The sequence below is a fragment of the Catenulispora rubra genome, assembly GCF_015356825.1.
GTDB classification, from domain to species: Bacteria; Actinomycetota; Actinomycetes; order Streptomycetales; family Catenulisporaceae; genus Catenulispora; species Catenulispora rubra.
Window position 1 is genome coordinate 1 of sequence record NZ_JAACYW010000069.1, and the last position, 16,555, is coordinate 16,555.

Consider the following 16,555-nt stretch of genomic DNA (forward strand, 5'->3'; position numbering starts at 1 on the left):
TAAGAGACAGCACCCACACATAGAGCAGTAGCGCCCTGTGGCTCCCTCACGCCCCCACCGCCGCCGTCAGGTCGGCGACGATCTCGCTGGCCGCCACCGCGTCCAGCGCGCCGAGCTTCAGCGCCTGGTCGCGGGCGCCGTGGCGGCCGTTGGCGTCGGTGGCGCTGAGCCAGACGTCCGTGATCGTCTGGTCCGGGGTGTCGGCGAGGCGGCCCTCGCGGTAGCCGGGGCTGACGCGCACGATCAGGATCCTGCGATCCGGCAGCCGGCGCCCGGTCGCCACGGTGCGGCCGGCGTCCCACAGCGCGGCCGAGCCCCAGCCGGGGCTGCGGTGCAGTGCCAGCAGGTGGTCGGTCGACAGCTGCACGCCGCAGAAGCGGTCTAGGCGCGTCGCCTCGCGCTCGGTCGGCGTCAGGGCGAGCACCGGGCGGCCGACCTGCGGGAAGGGCTGGATGATCTCGTAGTCGTGGCAGATCTCGGTCCAGCGTGCCAGCTCGGTGCCGAGGTCCACGGGATGCACCAGGCCGATGGTGCGGGCTTCGGCGCAGGCGTCATCCCCGCCACCGACACCGAACACGAACCGCTCGTCCGCGACGTCCGCGAGCGTCCCGTCCTCCGCGATCCGGAACGTCGCCCGCAGCGCCCCCGCTCCGTCGAACTCGCCCCACACCAGCCGCCGCCCGAGCAGCCGCATCAACGGATGCTCGACGAACACGGCCCGGAACTCCGCGTCCGACCAGCGCCGACCGGTCACCATCGCCCGCTCCAGCCGAGCCGCCTGCCGCACCGCGAGCGTCTTCGCGTCCTTCCTCAGCACGCTGAAACGCTGCTGCGCCTCGGCCACGAGCTCGGCGTCGTCCTTCGCGGTCGGCTTCGGCAGCGACGCGCGACGCTTCCCAGCAGCATCGATGACGTACGGCTGAACGAACTCGTCGAACCCGACGGTGAACCGGCGCGCGCCGTAGTCCAGCGTCACCGTGCCCTCCGCCCCGGCGCCGAGGTCCAGCACCAGCTGATCCTCCAGCTGGTCCGCGCTCAGCCCCCGTGCCGCCGCCACCTTCGCGATCCGTTTGGCGGCCTCGGCACGCAGCGCGGCAAAGGATGACCGCTGCGATATGTCGTAGACCTCGCGCAGCCCCTCCTCCCCGCCGACGGCGATCAGCACATCCAGCCCGCCGGCCGCCCGCGCCGACCCGCCCTCGCCGGGCCAGACCCGCACCAGCGGCGCCAGCCGCCGGACGGTCTCCTCGTTCCCGAACCACAGCAGCGTGTCGAACGCCCAGCCCAGCTTCTTGGTCGGATACCCGGCCCCGGCCCAGTTCTCGAACAGCCCCCACGCGAACTCGGCCAGCGAAGCACGATCGCAGATCTCTGCGACGATCTCGATCCCGCCGTAGGGCGCCGCCTCCCGCCGCGAGGAGATGGTCAGCATCTGCACCACCACGCGCACCGCGGACGTCGGCAGCGCCGCCTGCCGGCCGGCCAGCAGGATCCCGGGCAGCGAAGCCGGATCGGCCCACAGCGGCACCGCCGGCATCGACTTCGGGAAGACGTCCAGCCCCCGCCGGTCCAGCACGGCCCGCGTCGCGACCGCCGCCTCCGGACCGGACTCCGCGGCCAGCGCCACGACGTCGGCCAGCCGGTGCCGGGCCACGAACCGCACCGCGGCCTCGGCCGACCTGCGCTCGGGCCCGGCCGCACCGAGCGCGCTGGGCAACAGGTGCCGCACCGCCTGCTCGGGATAGCGCCGGAAGAACATGTCAGCGGCTTCCGAGTACGGCTCGTACTCCGAGTTCAACCAGTCCGCCAAAGTCAGCACGATCGTGCTCTGGTCCTTCGGGTCCGCCGTCGAAGGGTCCGGCTCGGGTATCGAGGTCCGTCCCGCGCTCTGGCGCGAGGGCCAGCAGAAGTACGGGGCCGGAACCGGCAGGCCCTTGAGCGCGACCGGCTTGCTCGTCTCGCGATCCGTCCACGGAGGGACGACCAGAACCCGGGGGAGTTCGGCCTCCGTAGCGGCCCCGGAACCACCGCCTGCCCCAGCTATGCCGAGCAAAGCCTCCACTCGCTGCCGCGCAACATCCGAAAGCCCTCCCAGCTCCGAACGCGCACGCTCAGGATCAGCCGCGACATGTAACCGCAGCACGTAATCCACCTGCGTCGCCGGCTCCGCCTCAGCCAACCGCCGCAACACCCGGCGCGGAAACCGCTTCGCCGCCTCCAGCAAAGCGGCCTGCGCATCCTTCGGCCCCAGCTCCCCGATCAGGGTATTGACGGCCAGCTCGCTCGGCAGCTTCGGCAGCAGGTTGAGCGCATGCCACCGACTCTTCTCCAGACACCCGATCAAGAACTCGTCTGCCCCAGCGTCGATCGTGGCGAGGAAAGTCCCCTCCGCGCGCCGGTCGTCGTTGACCCACACCCAGTCCTGGATCCGCCGGCCCAACTCCCGCGCCTGCTCCCGCGAAGTCGTCGCGAGCATCAGGAGCCTGGCTGTGTAGTTGTCGTGGTCGTCGTCGGCCGAGTAGTCCGCGATGTCCGCCGAGCACCACTCCGGCCGGTCGAGCGCCAGCACCGCCATCGCAGCGCGTGCCGCTGGCACCTTGAACTCGTCGCGCATCGTCTCGGCCGTCGCGATGGCCTCGGCGTACTCCTCGTCCGACGCCGAGCGCACCAGATCGAGCAGCCGCAGCATCAAAGGCCAGCGGCGGTCGGCGAGCTTGCTGTCGTAGAAGGTGCCGCGGCCCCAGCTGTAGCCGGAGAAGTTCACGTCCTCGGCACTGGCCTCGGCGAACGCGCGCACGGCCGCGGCCGGCCCGTTCTTCGCCACGACGAGGTCGATGCTCCGCCACGTCGCATGACCCTGCGGGTCCGTCCCGGCGGCGGCCGTCGAGATCGTCTCGACGTCCACCCGGTCGCAGCGCTCCCGCCGGATGACTCCGTGCTGGAACTTCCGCGGCAGTTCGAAACGCTCCTCGGGATCCACGCTCATGCCCAGAGCGTAGCCAAGGCGAAGCGCTCCGGAGCAGGCCTTGTCCGCACTTCAGAGGCCTGACAACTGCTGAGCGGCAACGGTGCTGACGGCGGTCGGCCGTGCGGGACGGATCTCCCGCGCGGCCGACGCCCGGTGTTGAGCCGCTACTGGTTGCGGGCACCTGGTTGCTGATTGCCAACTGCTCTAACTGCTACAAGCCTGACCATTGAGACTGAACGACGCCGGTGCCGCGGCGTTCCCGGTGTGCGTGGCCTGGAATCCGATGCTCACCGAGCCGCCCGGCGGGATCGCCCCGTCGTAGCTCGCGTTCGTCGCCGTCACCTGGCCGGAGGACGGGCTGTAGGAGGCGTTCCAGCCGTTGGTGATGGTCTGGCCCGACGCCAGCGTGAACACCAGGCGCCAGCCGCTGACCGCCGCCGATCCGGTGTTGGTGATCGTGATGTTCTCCGTCAGCCCGGTGTTCCAGGCCTGGACCGTGTCGCTCACCTTGCACGCCCCACCGCCGCCGCCCGGCGACGAGCTCGACGACGTCGGCGTGCTCGGACTCGACGAGCTGGACGAGCTCGACCCGCCCGAGCCGCCGAGCGCGTTGACCGACGCGGTGTAGGCCGGCTTGGCCTGGTAATTCTGGTCGTACATGGTCGCCGCGCCGTAGCCGGAGAAGGCGCCCGGGATCCACGAGTCCGCGTCGCCCACGCCCCACTGCGAGACGCCGACGCACCGGGTGACCGCCAGGCAGTCCGAGACCACCGTCGAGTAGTCGGTGGCCTGCTGCTGGAGGTTCGAGGAACTGGCCGGGAGCTGGATCCGGTCGTCGAGCTCGGTGACCGCGACGTCCAGGCCGAGCGCCGCGAAGCGCTGCATGTTCGCCAGCATCGTGGAGGGCACCTGGCCCAGGATGAAGTGGCTCTCCAGGCCCACGCCGCCGATCGGCACGCCCTGCGCCAGCAGCGATTGCACCAGCGAGTACATGCCGTTGCTCTTGGCGTTCTCGCCCTCGATGTTGTAGTCGTTCAGGTAGAGCTTGGCGTTCGGGTCGGCGGCGTGCGCCGTGCGGATCGCATCGGCGATGTAGCCGGTGCCCATGGCGTTGTAGAACGCGTCCTGGCGCAGCGTGCCGTCCTCGTTGAAGGGCTCGTTGACGACGTCCCAGGAGTACACCTCGCCCTTGTAGTGCGTGGCCTCGGTGGTGATGTGGGTCTCCATCGCGGCCTGCACCTGGTTCGACGGCAGGCTCGACACCCACCCCGGCAGCTGGCTGTGCCACACGAGGTTGTGCCCGCGCACGCGCATCGAGTGCGCCTGCGCGAAGGCGACCAGGGCGTCGCCGGGGCCGAAGTTGAAGCTGCCGTTCGAGGGCTCGGTGGTGTCCCACTTCATCTCGTTGCCCGGCGTCATCATGTCGAACTGCGACGTGGCGACCCCGACCAGCGTGGAGTTGGACAGGTTCGACTGCACCAGCGCGGTGCCGAAGTACTTGCCCTTGCCCTCGGCGAGCTGCTTCAGTGAGGTGTCCGCGGCCGCCGGTCTGACCAGGGCCAGGCTGCCGGCCAGCGCGGCGCTGGCCACGACCGCCAGCGCGGCGGCCAGTCTGCGGTTGTGCATGGGTGGTGCTCCTTCCGTCGACAGGACTACCGGTCCGCCTGCGAGCGCGGGGGCTCACCTTGATCCACTCCTGGACAAATCCTTGGCAACGGAGAGCCACCAGACGCGCGACGGGGCGGGCGGGTCAGAGTCTGCGCTCGCCGAAACATCGTGTCAATCGTTATCGATATCGTTTTCGACGGGCAGTATCCTGGGCCGCGTGCAGACCGATCCCGTTCCTTCGCGCGTGACCATCCGCGACGTCGCCCGGCAGGCCGGCGTCTCGGTCGCCACGGTCTCCAAGGTGCTCAACGACCGCTACGGCGTGTCCGCGGACACCACGGCCCGTGTCAAGGCCGTGATAGAAGAGCTCGGATACGAGGCGAGCCTGGTGGCGCAGAGCCTGCGCAACCACCAGACGAACGTCATCGGGATCCTGGTGGCCGACCTTGAACCTTTCAGCGCCGAGTTGCTCAAGGGCGCCGGCGACGCGATCCGCGGATCGGGGTTCGAGCTCGTGGTCTACTCGGCCGGCGGCCGGGCCCGCGACCAGGTGGGCTGGGAGCGCCGCTACCTGTCCCGGCTGTCCGGGACGCTGGTGGACGGCGCCGTCCTGGTCACCCCGACCGTGGTGGACCTGCAGTACGGCGCACCGGTCGTCGCGGTCGACCCGCACACCGGGCCCGGCGGCCGTCCGACCGTCGACTCGGACAACCTGCGCGGCGCGCACGCGGCCACCGAGCACCTGCTGGCCCTGGGCCACCGCCGGATCGCGATGCTCACCGGACGGCCGGACCTGCTGTCCGCGCAGCTGCGCGAGCAGGGCTTCCGGCAGGCGATGGCCGCCGCCGGCGTCGCCGTGGACGAAGACCTGCTGCGCCTCGGCTCCTACGACCCGGACACCGCCGCCGAGCAGGCCGCGCACCTGCTGGCCAGGCCCGACCGGCCCACCGCGGTGTTCGCGGCCAACGACCTGTCGGCGATCGCGACGATCGAGGTGGCGCACCGCATGGGCCTGCGCGTGCCGGAGGACCTGTCGGTGGTGGGCTTCGACGACATCCCCGAGGCGACGCGCTGCACCCCGATGCTCACCACGGTCGAGCAGCCGATCCGGGAGATGGGACGGCGCGCGGTCGAGCTGCTGATCGGGCTGATCCGCGGCGAGGCGGAGCCCGACACCACGCACATCATGCTGCCGACGCGGTTGGTGGTCAGAGCTTCGACGGCGGGGCCGGCTGCTCCGGCAGCTGACTGATCGCCGTGGCCCGCATCCACTGGGCTGGCTGATCGTCATGGCCGGGGCGGGCGGCAGACTGATCGTCGCGGCCTGCGGCGGGCGGTTGAGCGATCGCATCGGCGCGCGTCAACCAGGCTCCCGGCGCTCTCGCATCGGTATCGGTGCTCCTCGCCTCGATTTGATAACCCTTTTAATAACGGTTTCGCTAAGGGGTTTACGAAGCCGACACGTCTGCGTAATCTCAAGCCTCACCGAGCCCCCGGCGGGCCCGGCGACCCAGCACTTGAGAACCGCAAGGAGCCCCCGAGATGCGACCCCGCCTGTCCGGCGACCTGCGCCGTGCGAACCGCGTGGAAGTGATGCGGAGCTTCTACGGCGGCCGCACGCTGACTCGCGGCGACGTGGCCGCGCAGCTCGGGGTGTCCGTCGCCACGGCCGGGACGATCATCGGCGAGCTGACCGCGGCCGGGCTGCTGGCCGAGACGCAGAGCACGCGCTCCGGCGGCGGACGTCCGGCCAGCCAGCTGACGATGCGGGCCGGCGCGCCCTACCTGGTCGGTGTGGACCTCGCCGAGACGCACGTCATCGCCGAGATCTTCGACCAGGCGATGACCCGGGTCGGGCACTTCCAGATGCCGGTGGCGCCGACCGACGACGACCCGGACTCCGTGGTCGGGCACGTCGTGGACAGCATCCAGGGCGTCATCGCCGGGCTGGCCGGAGTCAGCGCGGCCGACGTGGCCGGGGTCGGCGTGAGCCTGCCCGGCCAGGTGGACCGCGAGGGCGGGGTCTCGGTGCACGCGCCGAACTGGGGCTGGCACGGCGTGCCGTTCACCTCCCTGTTCACCAAGCGCTGCGACCTGCCGGTGCTGCTGGACAACCCGCTGAAGGCGATAACGCTGGCCGAGATGATGTTCGGCGAGGCCGGCGACCGCGACAACCAGACCGACACAGTGGTGGTGAACCTCGGTACGGGTGTCGGTCTCGGGATCGTCGCCGAGGGCCGGCTGTTGCGCGGCCGCACCAACAGCGCGGGGGAGTGGGGCCACACGGTGCTCGTCGCCGACGGCCTGCCGTGCCACTGCGGCAGCCGGGGCTGTGTCGAGGCCTACGTCGGCGCCGCCGCGCTGCTCGACCTGCTGACCGAGGTCGATCCGGACAGCCCGCTGCTGGTCCCCGGCGACCAGGCCGCGACCGTGGCCCGGCTGGCCGAGGCGGCCCGCCGCGCCGATCCGGTGGCGGTGGCCACGCTGGAGCGGTTCGCCCGGCCGCTGGGGATGGCCCTGGCCAACGCCGTCAACATGCTGAACCCCGAGTTGCTGGTGGTCGGCGGCTGGGTCAGCGCCGCCTTCGGCGAGCCGCTGCTGGCCGCGGTCGAGCCGGTGGTCAAGGAGTTCTCCCTGACCGTCCCCTACGACGCGGTCACTCTGGCCGCCTCGCGCATCGCCGACAACCCGGTGTCCCTGGGCATGGCGGTGCTGGCCTTCGAGACGTTCGTCCTGCCCTAGTGCGGACATTGCCCGCAGTACCCGCAGTACCCGCAGTACCCGCAGTACCCGCAGTTCCCCAAGTACCGCTAGTACACAGCGAAGCAAGGAGCGAAGACAGACCATGACGTCCCCACCCCTGGACCTCGCCCGCCGCCCGGCCCCGCGCCGCGCCGCGGGACGGCGGCGGTCCCTGGCCGGCTGGAAGTTCGTCAGCCCCTTCATGGCCCTGTTCGCGCTGGTCTTCCTCGCCCCGATCGGCTACTCGATCTACCTGAGCCTGTACAAGACCAAGCTGATCGGCGGCACGCAGTTCGTCGGCCTGCAGAACTACAGCGACGCGATCCACGACTCGCAGTTCTGGACGTCCTTCGCCCGGGTCGCGCTGTTCCTGGTGGTCCAGGTCCCGATCATGCTCGGCATCGCGTTGCTGCTGGCGCTGGCCATCGACAGCGGCCGGCTCTACGGCGCGGCGTTCTTCCGGATCTCGGTGTTCCTGCCCTACGCGGTCCCCGCCGTCGTCGCCACGCTTATGTGGAGCTTCATGTACGGGACCCAGTTCGGCCTGGTCCGCGACATCGACAAGCACTTCGGCGTCACACTGCCCGATCCGCTCTCCCCGCACCTGATCCTGGCCTCCATCGGCAACATCGTGACCTGGGAGTGGGTCGGCTACAACATGCTGATCATCTACTCCGCGCTGCGGGTGGTGAACCCCTCGCTGTACGAGGCGGCGGCGATCGAGGGTGCCGGCCAGTTCCGCATCATCTGGTCGATCAAGCTCCCGGCGCTGCGTCCGGCCCTGGTCATCGCGACCATCTTCTCGATCATCGGCAGCTTCCAGCTGTTCAGCGAGCCCAGCATCCTCAAGCACCTGGCGCCGAACGCGATCACCACGTACTACACGCCGAACTACTACGCCTACTCGCTGTCCTTCGACGGCCAGCAGTTCAACTACTCCGCGACCGTCGCCATCGTCATGGGCGTGGCCACGATGATCGTCGCCTACGCCGTCCAGCTGCGCGGCATGCGAAAGGCGGGCTGAGCCATGACGACGGAGCCTTTGGAAACGGTGCAAACGGTGCAGACGGTGAAACGGGGACGTCCCCGGAACGCCACCCCGCCGATCCGGGCCAAGGCCCGGCGCGCGTCGCAGCGGCCCCGCAAGAGCGTGACGCTGACCGTGCTGTGCGCGGTGATGGCGGTCTACACGCTGCTGCCGCTGGCCTGGCTGGCGATCAACGCGACCAAGACCCAGCAGAACCTGTTCAACTCCTTCGGGCTGTGGTTCAAGGGATTCGGGTTCTTCTCCAACGTCGGCAGCACGTTCAGCTACCAGCACGACATCTTCGGCCGCTGGCTGCTCAACACCCTGCTGTACGTCGTGGTCGGCGCCGGCGGCGCCACGATCCTGGCCACGCTGGCCGGCTACGGCCTGGCCAAGTTCGACTTCGCGGGCAAGAAGGCCGTCTTCGCCATCGTGATCGGCGCGGTCGCCGTGCCCGCCACCGCGCTGGCCGTCCCGACCTTCCTGATGTTCTCCAAGATGGGGCTCACCGACACCCCGTGGGCGATCATCGTGCCCTCGCTGATCTCGCCGTTCGGCCTGTACCTGATGTGGACCTTCAGCGCCGACGCGGTCCCGGCCGAGATCATGGAGTCGGCCCGGATGGACGGCGCGGGGGAGTTCCGCACCTTCTTCTCCGTGAGCCTGCCGCTGCTCGGCCCCGGCATCGTCACGGTGCTGCTGTTCAACGTGGTCACGACCTGGAACAACTACTTCCTGCCGCTGATCATGCTGAAGAACCAGGACTGGTACCCCCTGACGCTGGGCCTGAGCACCTGGAACGACCAGGCCCACACGGCCGGCGGCGACGTGGTCTTCAACCTCGTCATCACCGGCTCGGTGATCACGATCATCCCGCTGATCGCGGCGTTCCTGCTGCTCCAGCGGTACTGGCAGTCGGGCCTGAGCGCCGGAAGCGTGAAAGGTTGACGGCGCCCCGGCCCGACCGCGGAACCCTCCGATGCAAGAGAAGGGAACAGCAATGACCATAACCCGTCGTCGCGGCGTCCTGCTGGGTGCCACCGCACTGGCCGTGGCGCTCGCCGCCACCGCCTGCGGCAGCTCCTCCAGCAGCGGTGGAAGCAAGGGCTCCGGGGGCTCCGGCGGCTCCTCGCAGTCCGCCACGGTCACCGACGCCGACCTGCAGGCGGCCCTGACCGCCGGCGGGAACCTGACCGTCTGGGCCTGGGAGCCGACCCTGAAGAAGGTGGTCGCCGACTTCCAGACCAAGTACCCGAACGTGCACGTCAACCTGGTCAACGCCGGCACCGGCAACGACGAGTACAAGGCGCTGCAGAACGCGGTCCAGGCCGGCAAGGGCGTCCCGGACGTCGCGCACATCGAGTACTACGCGCTCGGGCAGTTCGAGCTGACCAAGTCCGTGGTGAACCTGGACCAGTTCGGCGCCGCCGCGCTGAACGGCACCTTCACCCCGGGCCCGTGGAACGCGGTCCAGTCCAACGGCGGCGTCTACGGGCTGCCGATGGACTCCGGCCCGATGGCCATGTTCTACAACAAGACGGTCTTCGACAAAGCCGGCATCACGACGCCCCCGGCCACGTGGGACGAGTACATCGCCGACGCGAAGAAGATCCACGCCGCCGACCCGACCGCCTACATCACCAACGACACCGGTGACGCGGGCTTCACCACCAGCATGATCTGGCAGGCCGGCGGCAAGCCGTACACGGTCGACGGCACCAACGTCGGCGTGAACTTCGCCGGCGACCCCGGCACGGCCAAGTTCACGGCCGCCTGGCAGCAGATGATCGACGGCCACCTCCTGGCGCCGATCAGCTCCTGGAGCGACCCCTGGTACCAGGGCATGAACACCGGCAAGATCGCCTCGCTGGTCACCGGCGGCTGGATGCCCGCCTCGCTGGAGTCCGGCGTGAAGAACGGCTCCGGCCAGTGGCGCGTCGCGCCGATGCCGCAGTGGACCGCCGGCGGCAAGGTCACCGCCGAGAACGGCGGCAGCGGGCTGTCCGTGATGAAGGCCGGCACCAACCAGAAGCTGGCCTACGCGTTCCTGAAGTACGCGACCGTCGACGAGGGTGCGCAGAGCCGCGTGGACAACGGGGCCTTCCCGGCCACCGTGAAGCAGCTGAACTCGCCGGACTTCCTGAACAAGACGAACCCGTACTTCGGCGACCAGAAGATCAACCAGGTGCTGGCGCAGAGCGCGTCCGAGGTGGCGCCGGGCTGGTCGTACCTGCCGTTCCAGGTGTACGCCAACAGCGTCTTCAACGACACCGCCGGCAAGGCCTACATCGGCGGCTCCTCGCTGGCCGACGGGCTGAAGGCCTGGCAGGACGCTTCGACCAAGTACGCCAAGGACCAGGGCTTCACCGTCAAGTAGCGCCGATGGCCTGACCCCGTCAGGGCTTGTGCGGCCGCGCCATCCCGGCTCGGCCGCACCTCGACCCTGCCGTGACGTAGCACAGGGAGCAAGACGAACGTGGCAGTACTCGACATCACCGACGACGGCTTCGTCCTCGACGGTCGGCCGTTCCGGATCGTGTCCGGCGGTCTGCACTACTTCCGAGTCCATCCGGCGCAGTGGGCCGACCGGCTGCGCAAGGCCCGGCTGATGGGCCTGAACACCATCGACACCTATGTGCCGTGGAACCTGCACGAGCGCCGGCGTGGCGAGTTCGACTTCGGCGGGATCCTGGACCTGGCGGCGTTCCTGGACCTGGCCGCCGCCGAGGGGCTGCACGTGCTGCTGCGGCCCGGGCCGTACATCTGCGGCGAGTGGGAGGGCGGCGGGCTGCCGTCGTGGCTGCTCGCCGACCCGGAGCTGGTGCTGCGCAGCACCGATCCGGCGTTCCTGCAGGCGGTCGAGGGCTACCTCGACGCGCTGATGCCGATCGTGCTGCCGCGCCTGGGGACGGCCGGCGGGCCGGTCATCGCGGTGCAGGTGGAGAACGAGTATGGGGCGTACGGATCGGACACCGCGTATATGGAGCGGCTGTACGAGGCGCTGACGTCGCGGGGGATCGACGTGCCCTTGTTCACCTCGGACCAGCCCGGCGACCTGGCCGCGGGCGCGCTGCCCGGTGTCCTGGCCACGGCGAACTTCGGCGGCAAGGTGACGGCTTCGCTGGCGGCGCTGCGTGCGCAGCAGCCGACGGGGCCGCTGATGTGCGCGGAGTTCTGGAACGGGTGGTTCGACCACTGGGGCGGCGTGCACGCGCAGCGCTCGGCGGACGACGCGGGTGCCGCGCTGGACGAGATGCTCCAGGCCGGGGCGTCGGTGAACTTCTACATGTTCCACGGAGGGACCAACTTCGGGTTCCTGAACGGGGCGAATGACAAGGGGACGTACCGCGCGACGGTCACGTCGTACGACTACGACTCGCCGCTGGACGAGGCCGGGGACCCGACGGAGAAGTTCCGGCGGTTCCGGTCCATCATCGGCAAGTACGAGGCGGTCCCGGACGAGGAGATCCCCGAGCCGGGGGAGAAGCTGCCGCCGCTCTCGATCTCGCTCACGCGGCGCGCGCCGCTGTTCACCGACGCCGCGCTCGCTGCTTTGGGCACGCCGCAGAATTCCGATGTGCCGCTGACCATGGAGCGCTTGGGGCAGGACTTCGGGTTCGTGCTGTACGAGGCACGGCTCCCGGCATCGGCCGCAGGCCCGGCGACGCTGGCCTTCGACCAGATCAGCGACCGCGCGCAGGTGTTCGTCGACGGCCAACCGGTCGGCGTCCTGGAGCGCGAGCGGCACGAGCACGTGGTGTCGTTCACGGTGCCGCAGCCCGGCGCGGACCTCCGGGTGCTGGTCGAGAACCAGGGCCGGGTGAACTACGGCGCGAAGCTGGCGGACCGCAAGGGCCTGATCGGCGGCGTGTACCTGAACGACACTCCACTGACCGGCTGGACCTCGCGCCCCCTGCCCCTCGACGACCCGTCGGCCCTGCACTTCACCGAAGCCGCCGGACCGGTGGTAGGCCCCTGCTTCCACCACGGCGAGTTCCACGTCGCGCAGCCGGCGGACACCTACCTGCACCTGACCGGCTGGACCAAGGGCCTGGCCTGGATCAACGGCTTCAACCTGGGCCGCTACTGGTCGCGCGGCCCGCAGGGCTCGCTCTACGTGCCGGGCCCGGTGCTACGCGCCGGCACGAACGAGCTGATCGTGCTGGAGCTGCACGGCTCGCGCGGTACGGAGGTCGAGCTGCGGCCGGTGCCCGATCTGGGGCCGACTGAGCTGTGAGGCCGGCAACCGCGTTGTGGGTGTGGCCGTGCTGTGAGGCTGGCCGCGCTGTGAGGCCGGCAACCGCGTCGTGAGTGTGGCCGTGCTGTGAGGCCGGCCGCGTTGTGAGTGTGGCCGACCTTTGAGACCGGCCGCGCTGTGAGACCGGTGGGGCCGCCGCTTGTGAGGGAGCGGCGGCCTCGCCACAGTTCTGCTTTCGCGATCCACACTTTGCTTGCCCCGACCAGCGCGCTTGCCTGCCGCGCGACGGCAAGCCGCGGCTTGGCCTGCCGGACTGCCGGGCACGCTCGACCTCATCGCCGAGCAGCTGCGCGGTGCGCTGGACCGACCGTCGAGCCCGTGGTGGAGCTGGAACTTGTGCCGGCGCCGGAGCCTGAGGCCTGGGCCTGGGCCTGGGCCCGAGCCGGTGCCCGAGCCCGAGCCCGTGCCTGAGCCCGTGCCTGAGCCTGAGCCCGAGCCCGAGCCCGTGCCTGAGCCCGTGCCTGAGCCCGTGCCTGAGCCGGAGCCGGGGCTTGTGGCGGTGCCGATGGCCGATGCCGATGCCGATGCTTGTAGCGATGCGATGCGGTATCCGAGCCCGCGCCCTCCTGTTCCTGTGCTGGTGCTGGTGCTGGTGCCGGTGCGGGGTGCGGTCGATCTGTGGTTTTACAGGCGATTTTTACGGCTTCGCACATGGTTGGATGGCCTCGCAGGGGACGCAGTTCGGTTGTGCCCCGCAGGTTGCGCTGGCGGCCGCCGGTATTCGCGAACACGACCGCGCGTGGGTCCGAGTCACTGCGCATGCGTCATGTGGGCGGCTGTCTGCCGCGTTTGGTGGGTGCCTTGAGGCCTCTGGCGGGCCTCCTCGACGAGGGGGCGACCCGTGCGTCGGGTTGTTTGGTGGCGGTCCGCGACTGTTCGGCTTTCTATCACGCTGTTGCCTGCGTCGCGCTGCATGCTGGCGGTGCTGCTTGTGGTCGCCGGGTTCTGGGTCCCTCGCCGCGTCATCGCCTTACGGAACCAGCCCGGTTTGGCGGAATCAAGCCGCATCGCTGCTGCTGTGGTCCAGCCTCGTCCGGCTTGACACCGCCAAACCGGGCAGGTTGGCTGCGCCCGCTGACGCGGCGAGGGACCCAGAACCAACACCCCGCATGGTCCGGTCGGACTCGGCGAACGACATCGCGCGTCAGGCTGGGCCGTTGCCGTCCGTTCCTAAAGCGCTTCAGGGCCGCCTCAGAATGCACTCGTTTCACTGGCGTGTCAACGCCGGTACGAAGGATCAACGGTAGAAAACCGGCGCATGATCACAGTGTGCGACATCTGATGCGCGGGTCTTGACACCTCCGCGACACGAGAGCATATTCACCTCACTGAATCGGTTTATCTACCGAGCGCCCCACTGTCACCCTCATCCAGCAAGGGAGCTTGATCGACGATGCGCGGATCCAGATCGAGGTGGAAGGTCCTGCTCGCCACCGGTGCGCTGACGCTGGCGTTCGCCGGTATGGCGGGCGTTGCGCAGGCTGCCCCGGCGGCGGCTGCCAAGGCCGGGCATAGCGCGCGCCACACTGCCACCTCGGCCGGCAAGAGTGGCCCGGTCTCCGTGGCGTACGTGGAGGTCAACAGCAACAGCATGCTGAACGTGGGCAAGTACACGCTTGCCAATGGCGGCGCGAACGTCTTCGACATAGCCGTGATATTCGCCGCCAACATCAACTACGACGGCAGCAACGCCTACCTGTCCTTCAACCCGCAGGTGCAGAGCGTCCTGGACAACGCCGCGACGCAGATCCGGCCGCTGCAGGCGCAGGGCATCAAGGTCGAGCTGTCGGTCCTGGGCAACCACCAGGGCGCCGGCTTCGCCAACTTCCCGTCCCAGTCGGCCGCCGCGGCCTTCGCGCAGCAGCTGTCCGACGCCGTCACGCAGTACGGCCTGGACGGCATCGACTTCGACGACGAGTACGCCGACTACGGCACGAACGGCACCGGCCAGCCCAACGCCAGCTCCTTCGTCTACCTGGTCCAGGCACTGCGCGACGACATGCCGAACAAGCTCATCACCATGTACGACATCGGCCCGGCGGCCTCCAGCCTGACCTACGACGGCACCGACGTCGGCCCGCTGTTCGACTACGCCTGGAACCCGTACTACGACTCGTGGAACGTGCCCAGCATCAACCTGCCGAACAGCCAGCTCTCGCCGGCGGCGATCGACGTCACGTCAACGCCGTCCAGCGACGCGGCCAGCCTCGCGCAGCAGACCGTGGACGGCGGTTACGGGGTCTTCATGACGTACAACCTCGGCGCCAGTGACATCCACGACTACATCTCCAGTTTCACGAACGTCCTGTACGGGAGTAACGCCGTCTACAGCGGCTAAGGCGGCAAAGGCAGCTAAGGCAAGCCGAAGCAATACCGAAATCTCGCGGTGCGGGCTCCAAGGCGGGAGAGCCCGCACCGCGTCGTCTTCACGAACCGGCCTTCTCGCCTTCGCCATCCGGCAGCAACCGCTGCAAATCAGCCAGATCCGCGGCGTGACGCATCGCGACGCGGGTATAACCTCCGCTGTCGTCAACGCCGCCACCCAGGTCGGCAGCTCGGTCGGGACCGCGGTGCTCAACTCGCTCGCGGTGAGTGCGACCGCCGCCTGTCTCGTTGAGTATCCGCTCACCGCCTCCGGCCGTCAGGCCGCGCTCGTCCACGGCTACGCCACGGCGATCGCGGTGGCCGCCGGGCTGCTCGCCGCCATGGGCGCGGCGATGCTGGTGATGATCCGCACCACCGAGGAGAAGTCATGACCGTCCAGCTGAACCACACCATCGTCCGGGCCCGGGACAAGCGCGCCTCGGCCGCGTTCCTCGCCACCATCCTCGGTCTGGAGGTCGGCGCCGACTTTGGGCGGTTCGTGCCGGTCGCGGTCGCCAACGGCGTGACGCTCGACTACATGACCGCCTCCGATCCGCAGCCGCAGCACTACGCGTTCCTGCTGGACGACGACGAGTTCGACGCCGCCTTCGCCCGCATCCAGGAGCAGGGCTTGGACTACTACGCCGAGCCCGGCGGCGACGGACACGGCGAGATCAACACGCGGTGGGGCGGTCGCGGGGTGTACTTCGACGACCCCGACGGCCACGCCATGGAGATCCTCACTCGGGTGCCGTGACCTGCGGTTCCCGGGCATCGGTGATGAACATGTGCCCGGGAGCGTGCGTGATGGCGAACGGCAGTCGGGACGCGACAACCGCTGCCTGCAAGGTCACACCGCAGGCCCAGAACATGGGGACGTCGTCGGGCTGAGCGTCGGCCGGGTCCCCGAAGTCGGGCCGGTCCAGATCGTAGATGCCGAGCCGCTTCGGATCGCCGATCTGCACCGGCGCACCGTGGGACGCCGGCATCAGGGCCGTGATTCGCTCGGCGGTGCCGACCAGCGCCGGCGGCACCGGCCGCATCGAGACCACCAGAGGCCCGCGGACGCGCTCGGCCGGCCGGCACTGCCGTTTTGTCTTGTACATCGCGACATTCCGCCCCGGGTAGCGCCACGGCACCCCGGCCTGAGTCAGGGCACTGTCGAACGTGAAGCTGCACCCGGTGAGGAACGTCACCGAGTCCTCGGGCCACACGTCGCTGACGTCGGTGGGCTCGTCGACCAACCGACCGTCACGCCACACCCGGTACAACGGCAGATCGGTCCGCAGGTCCGCGCCCGCGGCCAGGCGCGTGTGCCGCGAGCCGGTGTCGGTGACGTCGAGGATCGGGCACGGATCCGGGTTGCGCTCGATGAACAGCAGCACGTCATAGGCCCAGTCGGCAGGCACGACCAGGAAGTTGGCCTGTCGGAAGCCAGGCGCCAGCCCGGCCGTCGGCCCACGCGCCCCGGCGCGGAACCCGGCCCGCAGCTCGGCTGCTGTTTCGGGCATATCGGCACGCTAAGCCGATCCGGCCCGGGCTTCAACACGACGGCGGCCGCATACCTCGTTTCGACATACCTCCACCC

The 16,555-nt window shown here is 69.6% G+C and carries 12 protein-coding genes; 9 read left to right on the forward strand and 3 right to left on the reverse strand.

Annotated elements, in window-relative coordinates; genetic code table 11:
• Positions 1 to 46: 46 nt before the first annotated feature.
• Positions 47 to 2,986 (reverse strand): DUF4132 domain-containing protein, encoded by a 2,940-nt coding sequence (locus GWK61_RS20630; RefSeq protein WP_194910440.1) that lies wholly within the window; start codon positions 2,984 to 2,986, stop codon positions 47 to 49.
• Positions 2,987 to 3,172: 186 nt separating this feature from the next.
• Positions 3,173 to 4,594 (reverse strand): endo-1,4-beta-xylanase, encoded by a 1,422-nt coding sequence (locus GWK61_RS20635; RefSeq protein ID WP_194910441.1) that lies wholly within the window; start codon positions 4,592 to 4,594, stop codon positions 3,173 to 3,175.
• Positions 4,595 to 4,793: 199 nt separating this feature from the next.
• Between GWK61_RS20635 and GWK61_RS20640 the strand changes: the two genes are divergently transcribed.
• The 9 genes from GWK61_RS20640 to GWK61_RS20680 all read left to right on the forward strand — a co-directional run bounded on the left by GWK61_RS20640 (position 4,794) and on the right by GWK61_RS20680 (position 15,724).
• Positions 4,794 to 5,828 (forward strand): LacI family DNA-binding transcriptional regulator, encoded by a 1,035-nt coding sequence (locus GWK61_RS20640; protein ID WP_323747665.1) that lies wholly within the window; start codon positions 4,794 to 4,796, stop codon positions 5,826 to 5,828.
• Between the two features lie 290 nt (positions 5,829 to 6,118).
• A complete protein-coding gene (locus GWK61_RS20645) occupies positions 6,119 to 7,318 on the forward strand; it encodes an ROK family protein (protein WP_194910442.1) in 1,200 nt (399 codons plus the stop codon).
• Between the two features lie 103 nt (positions 7,319 to 7,421).
• Positions 7,422 to 8,342 carry a carbohydrate ABC transporter permease gene (locus GWK61_RS20650; RefSeq protein WP_194910443.1) on the forward strand — a complete coding sequence of 307 codons (921 nt, stop codon included), beginning with the start codon at positions 7,422 to 7,424 and terminating at the stop codon, positions 8,340 to 8,342.
• Positions 8,343 to 8,345: 3 nt separating this feature from the next.
• Positions 8,346 to 9,293: a carbohydrate ABC transporter permease gene (locus tag GWK61_RS20655; protein ID WP_438939774.1), complete on the forward strand. Its 948-nt coding sequence runs from the start codon at positions 8,346 to 8,348 to the stop codon at positions 9,291 to 9,293.
• A 52-nt stretch (positions 9,294 to 9,345) separates the two neighbouring features.
• Entirely contained in the window at positions 9,346 to 10,722 is a 1,377-nt protein-coding gene (locus tag GWK61_RS20660; protein WP_194910445.1) for an ABC transporter substrate-binding protein, read from the forward strand.
• 99 nt (positions 10,723 to 10,821) lie between these two features.
• Entirely contained in the window at positions 10,822 to 12,582 is a 1,761-nt protein-coding gene (locus tag GWK61_RS20665; RefSeq protein ID WP_194910447.1) for a glycoside hydrolase family 35 protein, read from the forward strand.
• Positions 12,583 to 13,996: 1,414 nt separating this feature from the next.
• Positions 13,997 to 14,941 carry an endo-beta-N-acetylglucosaminidase H gene (locus tag GWK61_RS20670; RefSeq protein WP_194910449.1) on the forward strand — a complete coding sequence of 315 codons (945 nt, stop codon included), beginning with the start codon at positions 13,997 to 13,999 and terminating at the stop codon, positions 14,939 to 14,941.
• Between the two features lie 154 nt (positions 14,942 to 15,095).
• Positions 15,096 to 15,359: a hypothetical protein gene (locus tag GWK61_RS20675; RefSeq protein ID WP_194910451.1), complete on the forward strand. Its 264-nt coding sequence runs from the start codon at positions 15,096 to 15,098 to the stop codon at positions 15,357 to 15,359.
• On the forward strand, positions 15,356 to 15,724 hold the full coding sequence (locus GWK61_RS20680; protein WP_194910454.1) for a VOC family protein: 369 nt from the start codon (positions 15,356 to 15,358) through the stop codon (positions 15,722 to 15,724). Before GWK61_RS20675 ends, GWK61_RS20680 begins: the two co-directional genes overlap by 4 nt.
• On the opposite strand, the gene GWK61_RS20685 is transcribed toward GWK61_RS20680, so the two are convergent.
• On the reverse strand, positions 15,708 to 16,478 hold the full coding sequence (locus GWK61_RS20685) for a putative hydro-lyase (RefSeq protein ID WP_194910456.1): 771 nt from the start codon (positions 16,476 to 16,478) through the stop codon (positions 15,708 to 15,710). The two genes, GWK61_RS20680 and GWK61_RS20685, sit on opposite strands and share 17 nt — an antisense overlap.
• Positions 16,479 to 16,555 lie beyond the last annotated feature (77 nt).

Excerpts from the sequence above, each read along its gene's own strand:
- GWK61_RS20630 (WP_194910440.1), bottom strand. The coding sequence starts at position 2,986 with ATGAGCGTGGATCCCGAGGAGCGTTTCGAACTGCCGCGGAAGTTCCAG.
- GWK61_RS20635 (WP_194910441.1), bottom strand. The coding sequence starts at position 4,594 with ATGCACAACCGCAGACTGGCCGCCGCGCTGGCGGTCGTGGCCAGCGCC.
- GWK61_RS20645 (WP_194910442.1), top strand. The coding sequence starts at position 6,119 with ATGCGACCCCGCCTGTCCGGCGACCTGCGCCGTGCGAACCGCGTGGAA.
- GWK61_RS20650 (WP_194910443.1), top strand. The coding sequence starts at position 7,422 with ATGACGTCCCCACCCCTGGACCTCGCCCGCCGCCCGGCCCCGCGCCGC.
- GWK61_RS20655 (WP_438939774.1), top strand. The coding sequence starts at position 8,346 with ATGACGACGGAGCCTTTGGAAACGGTGCAAACGGTGCAGACGGTGAAA.
- GWK61_RS20660 (WP_194910445.1), top strand. The coding sequence starts at position 9,346 with ATGACCATAACCCGTCGTCGCGGCGTCCTGCTGGGTGCCACCGCACTG.
- GWK61_RS20670 (WP_194910449.1), top strand. The coding sequence starts at position 13,997 with ATGCGCGGATCCAGATCGAGGTGGAAGGTCCTGCTCGCCACCGGTGCG.
- GWK61_RS20680 (WP_194910454.1), top strand. The coding sequence starts at position 15,356 with ATGACCGTCCAGCTGAACCACACCATCGTCCGGGCCCGGGACAAGCGC.
- GWK61_RS20685 (WP_194910456.1), bottom strand. The coding sequence starts at position 16,478 with ATGCCCGAAACAGCAGCCGAGCTGCGGGCCGGGTTCCGCGCCGGGGCG.